The organism is Longispora albida DSM 44784 (assembly GCF_000379825.1).
GTDB classification, from domain to species: domain Bacteria; phylum Actinomycetota; class Actinomycetes; order Mycobacteriales; family Micromonosporaceae; genus Longispora; species Longispora albida.
Genome location: NZ_KB903837.1, coordinates 191632 through 208989 on the forward strand (window position 1 = coordinate 191632; position 17358 = coordinate 208989).

The window sequence follows — 17358 nt, forward strand, 5'->3', positions numbered from 1 at the left end:
GGACGGCCTTGTCATGGCCTCTTCGCTGCCTGCTGGCTACTTCCCGGCTGGTCCCGTGGTGCTGCCCGAGCCCGCGACGACTGGCTGGAGCCCAGATGACGATCACTATCCGGAGAACACTCGCCGTCCTGCTGGCAGCCGTCCTGCTGCCCGGCTGCGGTAGTAACCCCGTCAGCACCGGCACCGCCGCTGACGCCCGGGGCTGCCTGACGGCCTTCGATCCCGCGAAGGACTACTTCCCGGTCAAGTCCGCGATCACCCACGCGAAGAACTTCACACTGCGGTACGAGAAGTCCTATCAGGTGCTGACCGTGCAGCAGCCGTACCCGCAGGGCAAGCCGGAGTCCTATGTGCTGCTCAGGTGCGGGGCTCCCAAGCCGGACGTGCCGGGCGCGCAGGTGATCGAGACCCCGGTGCGCAGCCTGTACTCGGGCTCGACGACCCACCTGCCGCTGCTGGCCGACCTGGGCCGCCTCGACGTGCTCGCCGGGGTGTCGAACGCCGGTTTCGTGGTCAACCCGGAGGTCAGGAAGCGGATCGCGGAGAAGAAGGTCGCCGAGTACGGCGCGAACAACACCCTCGACGCGGAGCAGGTCATCGTCGCGAAGCCGGACGTCCTCATGACGGGCGGCACGGACAAGCCGGAGTACGCGACGCTGCGCAAGGCCGGCGTGCCGGTGCTCGCCAACGCCGAGTGGCTGGAGAGCACCCCGCTGGGACGGGCCGAGTGGCTGAAGGTGATGGCGGCGCTGACCGGCGACGAGGGCAAGGCCGCCACGGCGTTCGCCACGGTGGAACGCGACTACACGGCGGTCGTGGCGAAGGCGGCGAAGGCCACCGCGAAGACGCCGGTACTGCCCGGGACCATGAACCAGGGCACCTGGTACATGCCGGCCGGCGGCTCGTACATGGCCAGGCTGCTGGCCGACGCCGGAGCGAGTTACCCCTGGTCGGGCGGCACGGAGACCGGCAGCCTGAAACTGTCCTTCGAGGCCGTGTACGCGCAGGCGGGCCAGTCGCCGATCTGGCTGGCCGACAGCCAGTGGAAGACGCTCGCCGACGCCAGGAAGGCCGACGCGCGGTACGGCGAACTCGCAGCCGTGAAGACCGGCAAGGTCTGGTCGAACACGCTGGTGATCGGCCCGGGCGGCGGTAACGACTACTGGGAGCGTGGCGTGACCCGCCCCGACCTGGTGCTGGCCGACCTGTTCGCGATCGTGCACCCGGACCTGGCGCCCGGGCACACCTTCGCCTTCTACCGTCCCGTCCCGGCGTGACCCCGGGTGCCCGCAGGGCCGCCGTGCTGGCGGTCCTGGGTACCAGCCTGCTCGCGGCCGTGGTGGTCGCGGTCGCGTCCGGCTCGGTCGCCGTGCCGCTGGGCGAGACCGCGCGCATCCTGGTCGGCCTGGCACCCGACGATCCACGCTGGACGGTGGTGGTGGAGTCGGTACGGCTGCCGCGTGCGCTGACCGCAGCACTGGCTGGTGCCGCGCTGGGTGTGGCCGGCCTCCAGATGCAGACGCTGTTCCGTAACCCGCTGGCTGACCCGTTCTCCCTCGGCGTCAGCTCGGGTGCGAGCCTCGGTGTGGCGCTCGTCGTGACCGGGGCCGGCACGGCGGCGGGCGGCTTCACCGCCGGGTTCGCCGCGGCGGGCCGGGTCGGCACGGTCGGGGCCGCCGCGCTCGGCGGGGCCCTCGTGCTGTCGGGGATTCTCGCGCTGTCCCGGCTGGTCCGCTCGGCCGTCACGCTGCTCGTGATCGGCGTGATGGCCGGCGCGGCCGCCACGGCGGTGGTCAGCCTCATGCTCACGTGGACGGACCCCTTGCGAGCCCAGCAGTTCGTGGCGTGGGGGCTGGGCAGTTTCGCCGGTACGACATGGGCCGACCTGGGCGTCTTCGGGCCGGTGACTCTCGCAGGGCTGGCTGTGGCCTGGCTGTCGGCCAAGCCGCTCAACGCCCTGCTGCTCGGCGAGAACTACGCCAGGACGATGGGCCTGAACGTCCGCAGGGCGCGGCTCGTCACGCTGCTCGGCGCTTCGGTACTGGCCGGGGCCGTCACAGCCTTCTGCGGGCCGATCGGCTTCCTCGGCATCGCCGTCCCGCACGTGGCCCGCAGGCTGATCGGCACGTCCGACCATCGGGTACTGCTGCCGGCGACCCTGCTCTGCGGAGCGGTCGCCGCGCTGCTGTGCTCGGTCGCCTCCCACCTGCCGGGCGGGGGAGTACTGCCGATCAACGTGGTCACGGCGCTGGTCGGCGCGCCGATCGTGATCGTGGTACTGCTGCGCTCCCGCCGCCTGGACGGAGCGGTCTCGTGACCGCCCCGACCCCGGACGGCCTGGTCCTCAGTGGCCTGGCGGTCGGCTACAAGCGGCGGGGCAGGGCCACGACCGTGCTGTCGGGGCTGGACGCCGCCGCCCGGCGAGGCGAGCTGACCGTGCTGCTCGGGCCGAACGGTACCGGTAAGTCCACGCTGCTGCGCACCCTGGCAGGCCTGCAACCGGCCCTCGGCGGCGAGCAGGTACTGGACGGCGAGGACCTGACCACGCTGTCCGATGTGGACAGGGCTCGCCGGATGGCCGTCGTGCTGACCGACCGGGTCGATCCCGGCCTGCTCACGGCGCGGGAGCTGGCCGGCCTCGGCAGGCATCCGCACACCGGGTTCACCGGGGCGCTGACCGAGGCCGATCACGCCGTCGTCAGCTGGGCGCTGGAGGCTGTGGGCGCCGGGCACCTCACGAACAGGCAGGCGGCGGAGCTGTCCGACGGGGAACGCCAGCGGGTCCTCACCGCCCGGGCCCTGGCCCAGGAGCCGGGCCTGATCCTGCTCGACGAGCCGAGCGCGTTCCTCGACGCGCCGTCCAGGGTGGCGCTCACGGGCCTGCTGCGCCGGCTCGCCCGGGACAGGGACCTGGCAGTTCTCGTGTCCAGCCACGACCTCGAACTGGCGCTGCGCACGGCCGACCACGTGTGGCTCGTCGACCGGGACGGCCAGATGCACAGCGGCACGCCGGAGGAACTGGCCGTCGGCGGGCAGATCGCGGCAACGTTCGACACGGATGACCTCGTCTTCGATCCGGCCTCCGGCACCTTCGTGCCACCGGCGCCGGCTGGCGGCACGGTCCGGATCACGGCTGGCGACCCCGCGATCCTCGGCCGGGCGCTTGCCAGAGAAGGCTGGCGGCCGGTGGAAGGCGAGGCTGACATCGAGATCGCCCCGGGCCACGTCGGCCTGGCCGACGGCGTGCGGACCCCACTGGGCAGCCTCGGCGAGGTGTCGGCCTGGGCCAGGGCACTCGGTCACGCGCCGAGGGCGATCCGCCGGGCCGGCTGTGGTCCAGCTCTGGCGGGGGCCGCCAGCTTCGGCGCCTATTTCAGGTCACAGGCCTTTTCCGGTACGCCGGTGGCGGAGCTCTACGCCGACCCCGGCGAAGCGGTCCGCGTGGTGGGCGCCCGGCTCGGGGAGGTGGAGTGGCGGGTCGCGGCGTCCACCATGCAGTTCGGGTACGCCGCGCGCCTGTGGTCCCTCGCGCTGGGCGCGCTCTCGGCCGGCGGGGTGCTGCCCGACCTCGACCCCATGACGTACGAGTACCCGGAGGAGGGCCCGGTCGCGTTGTCCCCTGGCGAGGGCGGCTGGCTGGTACCGCTGGGCGAGGCGCCGGTGTTACTCGCCCGGATCGTGATCGACGGGCACCTCCGGCCGCTGCACGCCGGCCTGCGGAGCCGGGGCAAGGTCGCCGAGGGGCTGCTCTGGGGCAACGCCGCCGCGGCGCTCTCCGGAGCCGTCCGGGTGATCGGGGACCCGGCACTCGAACCCGTGCACGCCGCCCTGCTGGCCATGCCCCCGCTCGCCGGAACCCTCGACGGCACCCTGCGGCGGAGCTGCTGCCTCTACTACCGAACCCCGTCCGGCGGCTACTGCGGCAACTGCCCGCTGCCCGCGACACGACAGGAGACACCAGCATGACCACCTACCGGATCACCGACGAGCCCGGCACGGGCGTCCAGCACGTCTGGGACCTGCCCGCCGACCAGGACACCCTGCTCGCCATCGTCACGGACGTGTTCACCAACCACTGGGAGCACATCCATTTCGGTGTACTGATCCAGGGCGCGGCCTGGGAGGTCGCAGCCCCCAACGCCCCGGTGCGGATCAGCATGCTGGACGGTTACGTCACTGTCGACTTCGGACGATGGCACTTCCACCTGTGCATCGGCGAGCACACGGCCAGCGGCCCCGAACTCGGCGCGATCCGCCGCACCTCCCGCGCCGAGCTGTACCGGGGCATCGGCCGCGACCAGGCTCCGACGACGTGGGGGCTACGGCTGTTCAACGGGCGTGACGAGCAGCAGATGACGGTGATGCTGCCCAGCCCGTTCCTGACCGACACCCAGGACATCCTCGACGCTCCCGACTTCGGCAGGCTCGCGGCGTGGGACGAGCTCCGTGCCGCGTACCTCGGCCTGGAGCCCGACCCGCTGGACCGGACCGGCAAGGGGTTCAGTCACGCGAGGTGAAGCCGCCGGGTACGGCGGGAACGAAGGGCGTGGTGGTCAGCGTGCGAGCGCTGACCACCACGCCCTTTTCGCGCCGACACTTGACAACCCAAATATTCATAAGCCTATTGTACTAGGGAACTAGATGAATGGAGTTGAGGGCGTGATCGAGTTCCACCTGGACAGCCGGTCGGGCGTCTCGCCGTATCTCCAGCTCGTCCAGCAGGTCCGCCAGGCGCTGCTGCTGGGCGTGCTGGAGGCCGGCGACCGGCTGCCCACGGTCAAGGAGGTCGTGGCTCAGCTGGCGATCAACCCCAACACCGTGCTCAAGGCGTACCGCGAGCTCGAGCGCGACGGGCTGGCCTCGGCAAAGCCCGGGGTGGGCACGTTCGTGACGGCGACACTCGCCGACGAGTCGCTCGCCGCGCACGGCCCGCTCCGTGAGGGACTGCGTGCCTGGCTGGCCGCCGCCCGCAAGGCCGGGCTCGACGAGGAGAGCATCGAGGCCCTGTTCCTGAGCACCTTCCGCACCCCCGTCACAGAGGAGAACGAATGACCCCCGTCATCGCGGCCAAGGGTCTGGGCATGCGGTACGGTCGGCGCTGGGCGCTGTCCGATTGCGACCTGGAGATCCCTCCCGGGCGCGTCGCCGGCCTGGTCGGCCCGAACGGAGCCGGCAAGACCACCCTCATGAACCTGATGGCCGGCCAGCTCACGCCGACAACCGGCACCATCGAGGTGCTGGGCAGCCGCCCGGCCGACCGCCCCGAGCAGCTGGCCAGGGTCGGCTTCGTCGCCCAGGAGACGCCGACCTACGCCGGGCTGACCGTCGGCGAGCATCTCCGGCTCGGCGCGAAGCTCAATCCGCGCTGGGACCAGGCCGTCGCGGAGGAGCGGCTCCGCAGGCTGGGCCTCGACCACGGCCAGCGGGCCGGGCAGCTGTCCGGTGGCCAGCGGGCACAGCTCGCACTGACCCTGGGCATCGCCAAGCGGCCCGAGCTGCTGATCCTGGACGAGCCGGTGGCCGCGCTCGACCCGCTGGCCCGGCGGGAGTTTCTCCAGGCGCTGATGGAGGCCGTCGCCGAGCACGCGTTCAGCGTGGTGATGTCCTCGCACCTGCTCGCGGACCTGGAGCGGGTGTGCGACTACCTCGTCCTGCTCGTCAGCTCCCGGCTGGAGGTGGCAGGGGAGGTCGAGGAACTGCTGGCCACCCACTGGCTGATCACCGGGGTACGCCGCGAGGATCCGCCTGAGGGCGCCGAGGTGATCTCCGCGAGCCACACCGGACGGCAGAGCACCCTGCTCGTCCGGTCAGCCACCCCGATCAGCGAACCCGGATGGCTGGCCAGCCAGGTCAGCCTGGAGGACATCGTCCTGGCCCACATGGGCAGGCCCGCACTGGAGGTGGCGGCATGATCTGGCTGACCTGGCGGCAGTTCCGGGTGCAGGCGGGCATCGTGTTCGGTGCCCTGGTCGTACTGGCGGCGGCCCTCGCGGTGACCGGCCCCGGCGTGGCCAGCGACTACCGGGCGGGCATGGCCACCTGCGGAGACCAGTCCGCCTGCCAGAAGTTCGCCCAGCAGTTTCTCGACGATCATTCGACGCCGTACGTCGGGATCGGGCTGGTGGTCGTGCTGCTTCCGGCGCTGATCGGCCTGTTCTGGGGCGCACCGCTGGTGACCAGGGAGTTCGAGGCCGGCACGCATCGGCTGGTCTGGAACCAGTCCATCACCCGGACCCGCTGGCTCGCCGTGAAGCTCGGCGTGGTCGGGCTGGCGGCGATGGCGGCGGCCGGGCTGGCGAGTGCCGCTGTGACCTGGTGGTCCAGCCCGCTCGACAAGGCATCCGCCGGCGAGGTCGCCCGGCTGAGCCCGGTGCTGTTCATGACCCGCGACCTTGCCCCGATCGGTTACGCGGCCTTCGCCTTCGTGCTGGGGGCCGCCGTCGGGATCCTGGTCCGCAGAACCATGCCGGCGATCGCGCTCACCCTGGCAGCCTTCGCCGTGGTCCAGCTCGTGATGCCCCTGGCGGTCCGGCCGCACCTGCTCGAGCCGGTCGACACCACCATCGAGATCACCGAAAGCGTCATCGACGGACTGTCGATCACGGACGACATGAGAGTCACTGTCACCGTGCAGCTGCCGGACAAGGCGGCCTGGCTGCTGGCCAACGAGACGGTCGACGCGAAGGGCAACCCCGCCGTCATGCCCGCCGCCGTGGGCAAGGCCTGCCTGCCGCCCATCCCGCCGGATCCCGACAGCCGCGGCGTGCCAGCCGGGTGCGTCGCCACAATGAAGGAACTCGGCTACCGGCAGCACGTGAGCTACCACCCCGGCGACCGGTACTGGAGCTTCCAGTGGGCCGAGCTCGGCATCTACCTGGCGCTGAGCTCAGCCCTGGCAGGCTTCGCGTTCTGGCGGATAAGCCGGCGCCGCCCGTCCTGACGAGTCCGGGACCGGTGAACAGGGCGGGCGGAAACCGTAGCTCCGGAGGTTTCCGCCCGCCTTCGCTTTTGGCTCGTCCCATCGCTCAAAAGCGCGCGGCCAGTTCTCAAAAGTGCACAGGGGTTACTAGGCTTCCAGTACGCAAGCTGAGCTGGGGATGAGAGGGGCGACCGGTGACTGCGGTCGACATTCCACGCTGGGATGAACTCTCGGTCGACACCCTTCCCGACGTACCGGGCTACAGGGTCGAACTGGTGAACGGAGCGCTTGTCCTGACCCCTCGTGCAGGCCAGCCGCATCAGCGTGCGGCGAGGCGGCTCCTGGTGGAACTCGACCGTGTCGCCGACCGCAGTGGCTGGGAGGTTTTCTCTCCTCTGCGGGTTCGTGTGAACAGCCGGACTGACCGGGAGCCAGATTTGGCGATCACCACCATCAGGGGGCGGCACGAGGCAGTGCCGGTCACCGAGGTGCTTCTGGTCGGTGAGCTGATCTCGAAGGGCTCGGTCGTCGCGGACACGCGCGAGAAGCCAGCCGAGTACGCCGATGCCGGGGTCGAGTGGTTCCTGCTCGCCTCCGAGACTCCGGCCGGCTGGACGGCCACGCTCTACCAGCTCGGAGTCGAACCGCACGAACAGGTAGACGCGTGGGGCGGGCCGATCGCCGATGGCCGGTACGTGCCGGTGTCGCACGGGCAGCCGGCTGGTCAGCTGGTGCTGCCAGACCTGTTCGGGATCACGATCGACCTGCGGACCCTGTCATAGCCAGGACCAGCTAGTACCGGTCAGGACCGGGTGACGACCAGGGTGTCGGGCATCCGGAAGGACAGGTTGTCCGGGTAGCTGGGGGCTTTGAGGACAGTGGCCCGGCGCAGGAGTGGCGCGACCTCTTCGAGGACGACGGCTGCTTCCATCCGGGCCAGCTGCGCGCCGAGGCAGCGGTGCGCTCCGGCCCCGAAGGAGAGGTGGCGGCGGGAGCCGCGCTGGCCGGGTACGAGATTGTGGGGGTCTTCCGCGACCGGCCGGCCGGCGGCGCCCAGCCAGAGCACGATGGACGTACCTGCGGGGATGTGCACCCCGGCGACCATACTGTCCACTGCGGACACTCGCCGCCACGTGACGATCGGCGGTTCGAGCCGGAGCCCCTCCTCGACGACCTCCGCGGCGTCGAAGCCCTCGGCGAGCAGCTCCGGGGAGCCCAGCAGCCGGTGCAGGAGCAGCGTCAGGAACTGCGAGGTGGTCTCCTGCCCGGCGACCAGGAGGAAGAAGAGCGCAGCGGTCACCTGGTTCTCGGTGAGGCCGGCCTCGCGCAGGTCGCGGGCCAGGCCCGGGCCGTGCCGGGCGATGAGCCGCAGCTCGGAGTGGTAGGCCCCGACCCGCTCGGCGAGGGCGAGCTGCCGGTCGGGTGACAGCGGGGCCCAGAACAGTTCGAGGGCTGCCGCGGAGAAGTTCTTGACCCGGTTCACGTCGTCGACGGGCAGGTCGATCAGCCGGGAAAGGACGAGCAGCGGCAGGTCGGCGGTGAGGGATGCGTGCAGGTCGACGGGCTCGCCGGCCCGCAGGCGGCTGCCGAGCGCGCGGACCCGGCGGCGGACGATGCCGGTCAGCCACGGCCGCAGCGCCTCGACCTTCGCCGGGTGCATGGCGTCGAAGACGATGCCCCGGATCAGCGGGTGGTCGTCCCTGCCGTTGTTGGCCAGGGTGGCCGGGAGCTTGAACTTGTACTTGGCGAGCACCCGCATGACCGCGACCGGCAGCGGGGTCAGCGCGTCGAGCGCGTTGTCCGGGCGGTAGGCCTCGGGGTCGGCGAGGATTCTGCGGACCTCTGCGGGCCCGGCGACGACGGCATGGCCCTCCCACCAGAAGACCGGCTCGGCCGCGATCTCGGCTCTTTCCCAGCTACGCCACACCCGACCACTTTATTCAACGTCGGACTGCCGACTTTCCGACAGGTGATTAGCAGGTATATGCCCGTTTTTGAGGTTGCCTGAGGTCCACCGAGGGTGTGAGGGTGATCGCGGTTAGTGACTCGTGAGCTCACTGGCACGTGCTGGAGGGAGCGTCGGTGCGCCGGATCGTGGTACTGCTGCTGGTACTGGGCCTCGCGGCCTGCACGCCGGCCCCCGGAGCTCCGATCACCAGGGACACGCCGCCCGGCGCCTCCCCGTCCGGCAGTACGCCCGGCCCCGGCACGCCGGGGGCGACCGTGCCCCCGACCGGCAGGCCCGACCACCGGAAGGTCAGGAACTGGCTGTACCAGCTCCAGAACTACCCCGGCGGGAAGCTCGACGCCCTCGCGAAGACCCCGGCCGACCTCGTCGTCATCGACCTCGCCCGCGACGCCCGCTCCGGCTTCTTCACCGCCGACGAGATCAGGTCGCTCAAGGGCAGCGGGAAGACGGTGCTGGCGTACTTCGAGATCGGCTCGATCGAGGACTTCCGGCCGGAGTACGCGAGCGTGAAGGACCTCATCCTCAACCAGTGGGCCGACTGGCCGGAGGAGTACTTCGTCAGGTACTGGGAGCCGTCCTGGTGGGACAAGGTCGTCGGTCCCCGGCTCGACCAGGCGGCGGAGGCCGGCTTCGACGGCGTGTACCTGGACACCCCGCTCGCGTACGAGGAGATCGACCTGTCCCTGGTGCGCGGGGAGAGCCGGGACAGCCTGGGCCGGAAGATGGCGGCGCTGATCAGCCGGATCTCCCGGTACGACGAAAAGCTGTTGATCTTCCCGCAGAACTCCCCGGAGCTGCGGAAGTTCCCCGGCTACACCGAGGCGATCGACGGCATCGGCATGGAGGAGCTGTTCTACCTGGCCACCGACGTGCCCTGCACACAGGACTTCTGCGGCGAGAACCTGGCCGAGACCCGCGAGCTGGCCAGGCAGGGCAAGACGGTGCTCGCCGTCGACTACGCCACCCGGAAAGAGAACGCGAGGAAGGCCTGCGAGCGCTACGCCGCCGAGGGCTTCGCCGGCTACGTCACCACCCGCGACCTCGACAAGATCACCCAGAGCTGCCAATGAACCAGAGCTGCCAATGAAAGCGAGCTGCCAATGAAAACGATCGGCGTCATCGGCATGGGCTACGTGGGGCTGACCCTCACCGCTGCCCTGGCGCGCAAGGGCTTCACCGTGTACGGAGTGGACACTCAGCCCGCCGTGGTCGAGGCGCTCTCCGCCGGGCAGCCGCACATCTTCGAGCCCGGCGTGCCGGAGGTCTTCGCCGAGCACATCGGGAAGACGATCCACATCGTGCCCGAGCTGCCCCGCGACACAGTCGACGCGGCCATCATCTGCGTGTCGACCCCGGTCGACGACGCGACCCACGAGCCGTACCTGAAGAACCTCGCCTCGGCGGCCCAGCACGTCGCCGGCCGCTGCGGCCCGGAAACGCTGGTCGTTGTCCGGTCCACCGTGCCGGTCGGTACCAGCCGGCGGATCGTCCTGCCGGAACTCCAGCCCGGTACGCCGCTGGTGATGGCACCCGAGCGCACCATCCAGGGCCAGGCGCTGCGCGAGCTGGTCGAGCTGCCGCAGGTCGTCGGCGGGCTCGACGAGGCCTCGCTCGCCTTGGGCCTCGAACTCTTCGCCGGCCTGGCCAAGCAGCTCGTGCCCGTGTCGAGCCTGGAGGCGGCCGAGCTGGTCAAGCTGACCAACAACTGCCACACCGACGTCATCTACGCCTTCGGCAACGAGATCGCGCTGCTCGCCGAGCGGTTCGGGCTGGACCCCCTGGAAGTCATCCGGGCCACCAACCTCGACTACCCGCGCCCCGACATCGCCAAGCCCGGTTACGTGGGCGGCGGCTGCCTGTCGAAGGACCCGTACATCCTGATCTCGGCGGCGGAGCGCGAGGGCCACACGCCGTACCTGATCGGCAAGGCCCGCGAGCTGAACGAGGAACTGCCCGTCCACGTCGCGCACCGGCTGCTGCACCTCGTGCAGGACCTGAAGACGGTGTTCGTGCTGGGCTGGGCGTACAAGGGCTGGCCGCCCACCGACGACATGCGCGGCACGCCGATCGCGGCGATGATGCCGGTGTTCATGGCGGCGGGCGTCGAGGTGCTGGGCCACGACCCGCTGGTCAGCCCGGAGATCATCACGGCGTACGGCGGCACGCCGGTCCCGCTGGCCGAGGGCTTCCAGGCCGCCGACGCCGTCCTCGTGATCACCGACCATCCCGACTACCGGGCGCTCGACCTGCGCACGATGCTCGGCGAGCAGCCGCCGGTCCTCATCTACGACTCGTGGCGGGTGCTCGACGAGGGCGCGGTGCGCGACGCTGGCGTGCGGTACGCCGGATTGGGGTACGAGAAGTGAGGATCCTGGTTCTCGGGGGTGCGGGCTTCATCGGCGCGCACCTCACCCGGCGGCTGACCGCCGACGGCCACGACGTGACCATCGTGGACGACTTCTCGCGGGGCCGGGACGACCTCGGCGTGCCCGTCATCCACGCGGACCTCACCGACCCGGCGGCGTGGGCGGGGCTGGAGAAGGGCTGGGATCAGGTCTACCACCTGGCGGCCGTCGTCGGTGTCCGCAACGTGGTCGGCGCTCCCGCCCGCACGATGCGGGTCAACACGCTCGCCCTCGCGTATCTGCTGGACTGGATCGAGCCAGGTACCAAGCTGTTCTTCGCGTCGACCAGCGAGGCATACGCCGGCGGCGTCACCGCCGGGGTTGTGCCGGTGCCGACGCCGGAGACGGTGCCGCTGCACATCGAGGACGTGGGCGCGCCGCGCTTCGCCTACGCGATCTCGAAGCTGTGGGGCGAGGCGGCCGTGCTGCACTCCGGCGTGCCTGCCGTCATCGGCCGCTTCCATAACGTCTACGGGCCCAGGATGGGTGCCGACCACGTCATCCCCGAGCTGTCACTGCGGGCGATCAAGGGCGAGAACCCCTTCATCGTGTACGGGTCGGAGCAGCGCCGCGCCTTCTGCTACATCGACGACGCCGTGGAGGCGATGGTGGCCCTGATGGCGTCGGAGGACGCGGTCGGGCAGATCGTCCACATCGGAGACGACACGGCGGAGACGCAGGTCGCCGACCTGGTCCGGCTCGTGCACGAGGTGGCAGGCGTCAGCCCGGAGCTGGAGCACGTTCCGGCCCCGGAGGGCTCGGTCGCCCGCCGCTGCCCCGACCTCGGCAGGCTACGGGAACTCACCGGCTACCAGCCGCGCGTCCCGCTGGCCGAGGGTGTCCGGCGGACGTTCGAGTGGTACCGGGACAACTAGTGCGCGACATCGTGTTCTACTACGGGGCCGGCGAGCTGGACAAGCTCGCCGGCTACCGGTGCGCCGTACTCCAGCCGCAGTTCTACAGCCGTGCGGAGCTGGCCGAGCTGGGCGACGTCCGGCTCCTCGCGTACCTGAGCGTGACGGAGGACGTGTCCCCGGACCCGGCCCCGTGGCAGCGCCCGGAACGCAACCCCGACTGGGGCGGCGCCTTCGTGGACGTGAGTCATCCCGGGTGGATCGCCCACGTGCTCGGCGAGGCGCGGGCCGCGCTGTCCGCCGGGTTCGAGGGACTGTTCCTGGACTGCCTGAACGTCGAGTTCACGTACCCGGAGGACCTGCCGCACACCCTGGCGCTGATCGGGGCGCTGCGCGCGGAGTTCCCCTCGGCGTACCTGCTGGCCAACCGGGGCTTCGCCCTCCTGCCGGAGCTGGGCGGGCTCGTCGACGGCGTGCTCTTCGAGTCGTTCTCCGCCCGGTGGACCGACGAGGGCTACGCGCTGTGGCCGGAGGACACCCTCGAAGTGCACGCCGCGTACGCCGAGCGGCTGCTCCACCTCGACGTGGACCTCTACGCGCTCGACTACGCCGACAGCCCGGCACTGGAGTCCTTCGCCCGGCGGCGGGCCGAGCAGTTCGGGATGGTCTCCTCGATCAGCGACAAGGCGCTGAGCCGGGTTTAGAGGTCCTAACTCCATGACTGGCGGCGCTCTGGCGGCCCCAGAAGACGACCGGACTGCGCAGAATTCCAGGCCGGATACAACACCGATATGCGGAGGGCTCCCGTTAACAGACGGGCCCTTCCCGCAAATATGCAGGTCAGAGTCTTGTGATGTTGGGGCTTGTCAGCCCGGTCATGAGTTTTCATGAGTAGCCAGGAGCCCCGGTCAGCCGTAGCTGCCGGGGTTCCTTGGTGCCTGCGGTCAGGCTGCCTGAACCTCAGCCAGGATGCGCCTGAGTGCCACGCTGTGCCGTTCCTGGGGAAGCTTGGTCATGGCGGACATCGCGTAGGTGTGGCCAGCTTCCTTGTCTCCTTGCTTGGTCATCACCAGGGCGCGATGCAGCTCTACGTGTGTGGCGAACCTGGCGAACTCGGCTGGGCGCGCCTTGTCTGCGCGGTCCTGCCAGCCCGGGGCTTCCTTGTGACCAGCTCGGGCAAGGACCTGTCCCTTGTTCGCTGCCCAGCGCCAGAACGGCATATCCCACTCTGCTGCCGCGCTGTCGGTACCGGCCCGGTCGAAGACTGCGGACGCCTTCTCCAGAGTCTCAGCGGCAGCCTGCGGGTTGCCTGAAAGGGCGTAGACGTTGGCTTTGCTCACGAGCGCGTCAAGGAGGCCCACGCTGGGCTTGCCGTCAGCAACGGCAATCGCCTTGTTCGCCAGGGACTCACACGCCCGGAGGTCTGCCGAGGGGTGAGCGTGGGAGTTCGCGGACCTGCCCAGTACCCAGACCTGAACATCGCGATCTTCAGAGCGCATCGCGGCACGCGCGGCAAGGTCGGACCATCGGACGCACGCGGCGTTGTCGTTGATCGAGGCCACGGGCGTGCCATGAAGCACGAGCATCCGGGCCACGATGCCCCAGTCGCGTGGATCATGAGCTGTCCGCTGTAAGACCTGCAAGTCCGCGATGATCTCCGCTTGCTTGCTGATCACGCCTTCCCGAATCCCGGTGAATGCGTGGTAGCGCAAGCGGGACAGCCACTCATCGTGGCTGATCTGGCCGCTCAGCCCCCGGTCAATGCCTTCCCAGACCTGCTCGGACAGCGCCACCGGCACGACGGCCGACACGCTCAGGGCCTTCAAGAGGTCGCGCCGTTCCATGATCTCCACTCCCAGAACTCGCTCATAGGCTTCGATCACGTTGAGCGTGACCGGGCGCTTGTTGTTCTCGACACGCCATAGGTGTGCGTGACTGATGAACGCCAGTTCTGCGAACAGGGGCAGGCTGACGAACCCCTTGTCCTTCCGCGCCTGCTTCAGTATCGCGCCCGTGACTTCCACCGCCGGACCTCTCAAAGTTTTGGCAATAGTTGATCATGGATGGCAATAGTGATGTTCTTGAGTGACCCTCTCGCTACGGACAGACTAGCCGTAGAGCGTTCCTGAGTGGACATACAGACGGCTGTACGCCAGTCACTCCCTCCGTGCCAGGCACGGGAAAGCCCTTCCTAGGTGTGGCCGGTTTGCCGTGCGCGCGAACGGCAGGCCCCACCAGCAGGGGCTAGCAGGAATCTCGGGAGCGCTCACCCTCAACAGCCACCGAGGAGAGGAGGTGACCACATGTCGATCAGCGGCAAGAAGCCGGAGGGTGAGGAGCCCGTGGAGGGCCAGGGCGAGGAGTAGCCCCCAGAAGACAGGAGGCCGGAAGCACCTTGCCTGGGACGTCCGGCCTCCTCAGACCCCGAAGGGCCACACTCATGCTGAACTCAACCCCAGAACAGCGCAAGGAGCTTGGCGCGAAGATCAAAGACTTCGGAGCCAACTTCGCGCCGAACGAACCCGATGCCGTCTTGTTCATTGACCACGCTGGAGGGTTCGGCTACTCCGCAGGACCACAGGCCCCGGCAGGCTGCCGGATCATCGCCACCCGTGGCGAACTGGACTGGCTCATGGTCAGCAACGGCTATCTGTACTACGACTTCGATGACCCCGCAAAGCTTGACGCCTTCGCGGAACTGATCTTCGACCATGCGGAGCGGTCATGATCGGCCTGTCTATCAAGGTCACCTGCTCCGCAGTGGACGGGTGCCGTGACGAGCTGGGCGAACTCAAGCCCCGCCTTCAACGGCACGAAGTGCAGGGCAAGCCTCACCAGCCGTGCGCGGTGTACGTCGGGCTGTACCACCGCCCTTGAGACTGCTTGCCGCCGTCACCCTGGCGCTGACTTTCGGCGCTTGCTGCGCATGGGCAGGTTTCGTGGCCCTGTGCTCGTGGGCTGTGAAGGAACCCGCACCGCGCCAGTGGCAAGCGGCCGACCGCTCAGTCCATCACTGGCGCGACCCGCTAAATACCGCACCCCCTCGCAACACTCCATAGAGAACCTTCAACCCTAGGAGGCAACCGTATGGCTGACGTGAAGATCGCTGCCGAAAGGCTCGGCACAGCGCTTCAGAACACCGATGGGTTTCTCCGGCTGATCGTCGGCGCTCGTGACGAGATGTCCGCACTCGCGAGCCAGTTCGCCGCGATGAATGTGGAGGACCGCGCGGCTCTGTCGTCTGCGTGTGCTGCGAAGCTGGACGACTTGCTTGGTGTCGTGGCTGGCACGGTGAAGCCGATCCTTGAGGAGGCTCGCAGCCTGGCCGCTCAGATTGGTGGAGAGGGTCAGTCGCACTGAGGAGCGGACTCGGCTGCCTGCGACTCGCGGGCAGGGCCGACCTGCGACAACACCCTGAAACCCCCGCAGCGTGGCCCTGGCGACCACAAGGCAACGCCCCCATCCACACCACTGCCTAAGCCGTCGAAAGTCCCGCCACCTGACGAGGAACGGCCCGCGCCCCCCGTCCGGGTCGATCCCGAGATAGCCAGGTCAATGCTTCGATGGGCTGGCGATGACATCGCAACCGGGCGGATGATCCTGCCGGGCGGGAAAGATCTCATGGGGCCGTTCGGGCCGGGCTACGGGCCAGCGAGCAGCGGGTACGGGCTCAAAGAGCCGTGGAAGTCACTGGCGTCCATGACCCGGCATGTGGAAGGCCATGCCGCCGCCGCCATGCGGCGTGATGGCATTTGGGATGCGACGCTGTACCTGAACATGAAGCCTTGCAAGGGGCCGGGCGGGTGTCTTGAAAGGCTTGAGGAAGTCATGCCCGATGGATCTCGGTTGACGATCTTCAAGATCTTCAAGAACGGTAGCGTGTGGCGTCGGGTGTTTTACGGCAACGGCAGAGGACTGGAGGACAGCGACAGTGGCGGATCAGACGATCTACCGAGTTGAGGGCGACCCTGAGAAGCTGGCTTTGTTGATGGCCTACGTCTTGGAGGATAAGCCCGGAGTGGACGAATACGCGGCCCAGTTAGGCTTCACGCCTCCCGAGGGGGCCACTTCCGATGTGTGGCTGGTGAGCCACATCGACAACCCCGATGAGATGTGGTTGGCGTGGGGCGATGACTCCGACGAGAGCCCCAATCGCGTCGGCTGACCTACACTGTCCGGTCTCGTTTTAGTTGGGGTATGTCGGCAAGCTCAGGTCGGGACTGTCGGACCCCGTTCGTAGGGTAGGCGGAGGCGGACACCGGGTCCGGCCGAGCAGAGGGAGTAACCATGCCCAAGTACCTCATCTACTTCAACCAGCAGTGGGTGGGCGACCACACTGAGGAGTGGTTCCGTGGGCGGGGGCCACTGGCCAGGGCGGTCGTTGAGGAGATCAAGGCCGCTGGGGCGTTCGTCGTCACCGGGGGCGTTGGGGGTGGCCCGGTCTTTAGTGCCGACGCCACGAGCGGAACCTTGGTGTTCACCGACGGGCCGTTCGGTGAGAGCAAGGAGTTCCTGGGCGGACTGATCGTGGTGGATGTGGCCGACGAGGTGGCGGCCAGGATGTGGGCCGGCAAGGTCGCCGAAGCGTGCGGCTGGCCCCAGGAGGTTCGCCGGCTCAACGAGTGAAGCTTGTTGAAATTCGTGCCCCAACTAAATTGAGACAACCCTCGGATACCTCAGGCAAAACGTGACTGCCTCAACTAAGACGAGACGGGACATACACTGAATGCTTCCCAGCAGGAGCCCTGGCATAAGGCCAGGGCTTTCCTGTGCCCCGAGAGCGCCGTAGGGCGACGAAAGGCTCCGGCCCACAGGTGACCGTGGGGCGGGGCTTTCTTGCTGTCACATACTGAGTCCGGTCATCACCTCCAGGTCGGTGTGCATGTCGTCCGTCTGGTTAGTGCCAAGCCGCATGAAATCGGCTGGCGCATGGCTGGACGGCTCGGCGAACTCACGCACCTGATACAGCGCATCCGCTGTTTCCGTGTCGGCTGTGCCTGGCCTGATGATGCGCAGCCGCTCGGCGTACTCAAGAATCAGCCAGGAACACACCATCTTTTTCCGGGTATCGAGTGGAGCGGTAATCGGCATTCGTCGGGCAAGTCTCTTCAAAGAATTCACAGCCTGGACATGTCCAGATGAAAGGCCGGTAACGCTCGGCCTCTTCAGCGGTCGGCCGGAGATCTATAATCCGCCGCCACAGCATCACGC

At 68.8% G+C, this 17358-nt stretch carries 21 protein-coding genes; 18 read left to right on the forward strand and 3 right to left on the reverse strand.

Annotated features, from left to right (window positions below):
• Positions 1-95 precede the first annotated feature (95 nt).
• The 8 genes from A3G1_RS0129110 to A3G1_RS39940 all read left to right on the forward strand — a co-directional run bounded on the left by A3G1_RS0129110 (position 96) and on the right by A3G1_RS39940 (position 7701).
• Positions 96-1277, forward strand: a complete 1182-nt coding sequence (locus A3G1_RS0129110; protein ID WP_018353037.1) for an ABC transporter substrate-binding protein — start codon at positions 96-98, stop codon at positions 1275-1277.
• Positions 1274-2317 carry a FecCD family ABC transporter permease gene (locus A3G1_RS0129115; protein WP_018353038.1) on the forward strand — a complete coding sequence of 348 codons (1044 nt, stop codon included), beginning with the start codon at positions 1274-1276 and terminating at the stop codon, positions 2315-2317. The genes A3G1_RS0129110 and A3G1_RS0129115 overlap by 4 nt, the downstream gene beginning before the upstream one ends.
• Positions 2314-3966 (forward strand): ATP-binding cassette domain-containing protein, encoded by a 1653-nt coding sequence (locus A3G1_RS39935; RefSeq protein ID WP_018353039.1) that lies wholly within the window; start codon positions 2314-2316, stop codon positions 3964-3966. The genes A3G1_RS0129115 and A3G1_RS39935 overlap by 4 nt, the downstream gene beginning before the upstream one ends.
• Entirely contained in the window at positions 3963-4517 is a 555-nt protein-coding gene (locus A3G1_RS0129125; protein ID WP_018353040.1) for a DUF7676 family protein, read from the forward strand. The genes A3G1_RS39935 and A3G1_RS0129125 overlap by 4 nt, the downstream gene beginning before the upstream one ends.
• Before the next feature lie 142 nt (positions 4518-4659).
• Positions 4660-5052, forward strand: coding sequence for a GntR family transcriptional regulator (locus tag A3G1_RS0129130; protein WP_018353041.1), 393 nt, complete (start codon positions 4660-4662; stop codon positions 5050-5052).
• The gene (locus A3G1_RS0129135; RefSeq protein WP_018353042.1) at positions 5049-5912 is read left to right on the forward strand and encodes an ABC transporter ATP-binding protein; all 864 of its coding nucleotides are present in this window, start codon (positions 5049-5051) and stop codon (positions 5910-5912) included. Before A3G1_RS0129130 ends, A3G1_RS0129135 begins: the two co-directional genes overlap by 4 nt.
• Positions 5909-6940: a hypothetical protein gene (locus tag A3G1_RS0129140; protein WP_018353043.1), complete on the forward strand. Its 1032-nt coding sequence runs from the start codon at positions 5909-5911 to the stop codon at positions 6938-6940. The genes A3G1_RS0129135 and A3G1_RS0129140 overlap by 4 nt, the downstream gene beginning before the upstream one ends.
• A gap of 173 nt (positions 6941-7113) precedes the next feature.
• Entirely contained in the window at positions 7114-7701 is a 588-nt protein-coding gene (locus tag A3G1_RS39940) for a Uma2 family endonuclease (protein WP_018353044.1), read from the forward strand.
• Positions 7702-7721: 20 nt separating this feature from the next.
• Here A3G1_RS39940 and A3G1_RS0129150 read toward each other — a convergent pair whose 3' ends face one another.
• Positions 7722-8846: a cytochrome P450 gene (locus A3G1_RS0129150; protein WP_018353045.1), complete on the reverse strand. Its 1125-nt coding sequence runs from the start codon at positions 8844-8846 to the stop codon at positions 7722-7724.
• A gap of 155 nt (positions 8847-9001) precedes the next feature.
• Here A3G1_RS0129150 and A3G1_RS0129155 point away from each other — a divergent pair, with 155 nt between their 5' ends.
• From A3G1_RS0129155 to A3G1_RS0129170, 4 genes are read left to right on the forward strand one after another with little or no spacing between them, the layout of a single operon-like run.
• Positions 9002-9958, forward strand: coding sequence for a glycoside hydrolase family 191 protein (locus tag A3G1_RS0129155; protein ID WP_245563620.1), 957 nt, complete (start codon positions 9002-9004; stop codon positions 9956-9958).
• 30 nt (positions 9959-9988) lie between these two features.
• The gene (locus A3G1_RS0129160; RefSeq protein WP_018353047.1) at positions 9989-11254 is read left to right on the forward strand and encodes a nucleotide sugar dehydrogenase; all 1266 of its coding nucleotides are present in this window, start codon (positions 9989-9991) and stop codon (positions 11252-11254) included.
• On the forward strand, positions 11251-12168 hold the full coding sequence (locus A3G1_RS0129165; protein ID WP_018353048.1) for an NAD-dependent epimerase/dehydratase family protein: 918 nt from the start codon (positions 11251-11253) through the stop codon (positions 12166-12168). Before A3G1_RS0129160 ends, A3G1_RS0129165 begins: the two co-directional genes overlap by 4 nt.
• A complete protein-coding gene (locus A3G1_RS0129170) occupies positions 12168-12851 on the forward strand; it encodes a hypothetical protein (protein ID WP_018353049.1) in 684 nt (227 codons plus the stop codon). The genes A3G1_RS0129165 and A3G1_RS0129170 overlap by 1 nt, the downstream gene beginning before the upstream one ends.
• Before the next feature lie 240 nt (positions 12852-13091).
• On the opposite strand, the gene A3G1_RS0129175 is transcribed toward A3G1_RS0129170, so the two are convergent.
• Positions 13092-14171, reverse strand: coding sequence for a helix-turn-helix domain-containing protein (locus A3G1_RS0129175; protein ID WP_018353050.1), 1080 nt, complete (start codon positions 14169-14171; stop codon positions 13092-13094).
• A 416-nt stretch (positions 14172-14587) separates the two neighbouring features.
• On the opposite strand from A3G1_RS0129175, the gene A3G1_RS0129180 reads away from it, so the two are divergent.
• The 6 genes from A3G1_RS0129180 to A3G1_RS0129200 all read left to right on the forward strand — a co-directional run bounded on the left by A3G1_RS0129180 (position 14588) and on the right by A3G1_RS0129200 (position 16773).
• Complete coding sequence (locus tag A3G1_RS0129180) at positions 14588-14875, forward strand: hypothetical protein (protein ID WP_018353051.1); 288 nt, start codon at positions 14588-14590, stop codon at positions 14873-14875.
• Positions 14872-15024: a hypothetical protein gene (locus A3G1_RS41235; RefSeq protein ID WP_018353052.1), complete on the forward strand. Its 153-nt coding sequence runs from the start codon at positions 14872-14874 to the stop codon at positions 15022-15024. The genes A3G1_RS0129180 and A3G1_RS41235 overlap by 4 nt, the downstream gene beginning before the upstream one ends.
• Positions 15025-15234: 210 nt before the next feature.
• Positions 15235-15507: a hypothetical protein gene (locus A3G1_RS0129190; protein ID WP_018353053.1), complete on the forward strand. Its 273-nt coding sequence runs from the start codon at positions 15235-15237 to the stop codon at positions 15505-15507.
• 195 nt (positions 15508-15702) lie between these two features.
• Positions 15703-16107 (forward strand): DddA-like double-stranded DNA deaminase toxin, encoded by a 405-nt coding sequence (locus tag A3G1_RS39945; RefSeq protein ID WP_083937173.1) that lies wholly within the window; start codon positions 15703-15705, stop codon positions 16105-16107.
• Complete coding sequence (locus A3G1_RS0129195; RefSeq protein WP_018353054.1) at positions 16079-16312, forward strand: hypothetical protein; 234 nt, start codon at positions 16079-16081, stop codon at positions 16310-16312. The genes A3G1_RS39945 and A3G1_RS0129195 overlap by 29 nt, the downstream gene beginning before the upstream one ends.
• A gap of 122 nt (positions 16313-16434) precedes the next feature.
• The gene (locus tag A3G1_RS0129200) at positions 16435-16773 is read left to right on the forward strand and encodes a YciI family protein (protein WP_018353055.1); all 339 of its coding nucleotides are present in this window, start codon (positions 16435-16437) and stop codon (positions 16771-16773) included.
• A gap of 216 nt (positions 16774-16989) precedes the next feature.
• On the opposite strand, the gene A3G1_RS0129205 is transcribed toward A3G1_RS0129200, so the two are convergent.
• On the reverse strand, positions 16990-17238 hold the full coding sequence (locus A3G1_RS0129205) for a hypothetical protein (protein WP_157641479.1): 249 nt from the start codon (positions 17236-17238) through the stop codon (positions 16990-16992).
• Positions 17239-17358 lie beyond the last annotated feature (120 nt).

What these genes read in the sequence shown, in the direction of transcription:
- A3G1_RS0129140 (WP_018353043.1), top strand. Translation starts at nt 5,909, where the DNA reads ATGATCTGGCTGACCTGGCGGCAGTTCCGGGTGCAGGCGGGCATCGTG.
- A3G1_RS39945 (WP_083937173.1), top strand. Translation starts at nt 15,703, where the DNA reads ATGCTTCGATGGGCTGGCGATGACATCGCAACCGGGCGGATGATCCTG.
- A3G1_RS0129110 (WP_018353037.1), top strand. Translation starts at nt 96, where the DNA reads ATGACGATCACTATCCGGAGAACACTCGCCGTCCTGCTGGCAGCCGTC.
- A3G1_RS0129205 (WP_157641479.1), bottom strand. Translation starts at nt 17,238, where the DNA reads ATGCCGATTACCGCTCCACTCGATACCCGGAAAAAGATGGTGTGTTCC.
- A3G1_RS0129190 (WP_018353053.1), top strand. Translation starts at nt 15,235, where the DNA reads ATGGCTGACGTGAAGATCGCTGCCGAAAGGCTCGGCACAGCGCTTCAG.
- A3G1_RS0129180 (WP_018353051.1), top strand. Translation starts at nt 14,588, where the DNA reads ATGCTGAACTCAACCCCAGAACAGCGCAAGGAGCTTGGCGCGAAGATC.
- A3G1_RS0129125 (WP_018353040.1), top strand. Translation starts at nt 3,963, where the DNA reads ATGACCACCTACCGGATCACCGACGAGCCCGGCACGGGCGTCCAGCAC.
- A3G1_RS0129135 (WP_018353042.1), top strand. Translation starts at nt 5,049, where the DNA reads ATGACCCCCGTCATCGCGGCCAAGGGTCTGGGCATGCGGTACGGTCGG.
- A3G1_RS0129200 (WP_018353055.1), top strand. Translation starts at nt 16,435, where the DNA reads ATGCCCAAGTACCTCATCTACTTCAACCAGCAGTGGGTGGGCGACCAC.
- A3G1_RS0129160 (WP_018353047.1), top strand. Translation starts at nt 9,989, where the DNA reads ATGAAAACGATCGGCGTCATCGGCATGGGCTACGTGGGGCTGACCCTC.
- A3G1_RS41235 (WP_018353052.1), top strand. Translation starts at nt 14,872, where the DNA reads ATGATCGGCCTGTCTATCAAGGTCACCTGCTCCGCAGTGGACGGGTGC.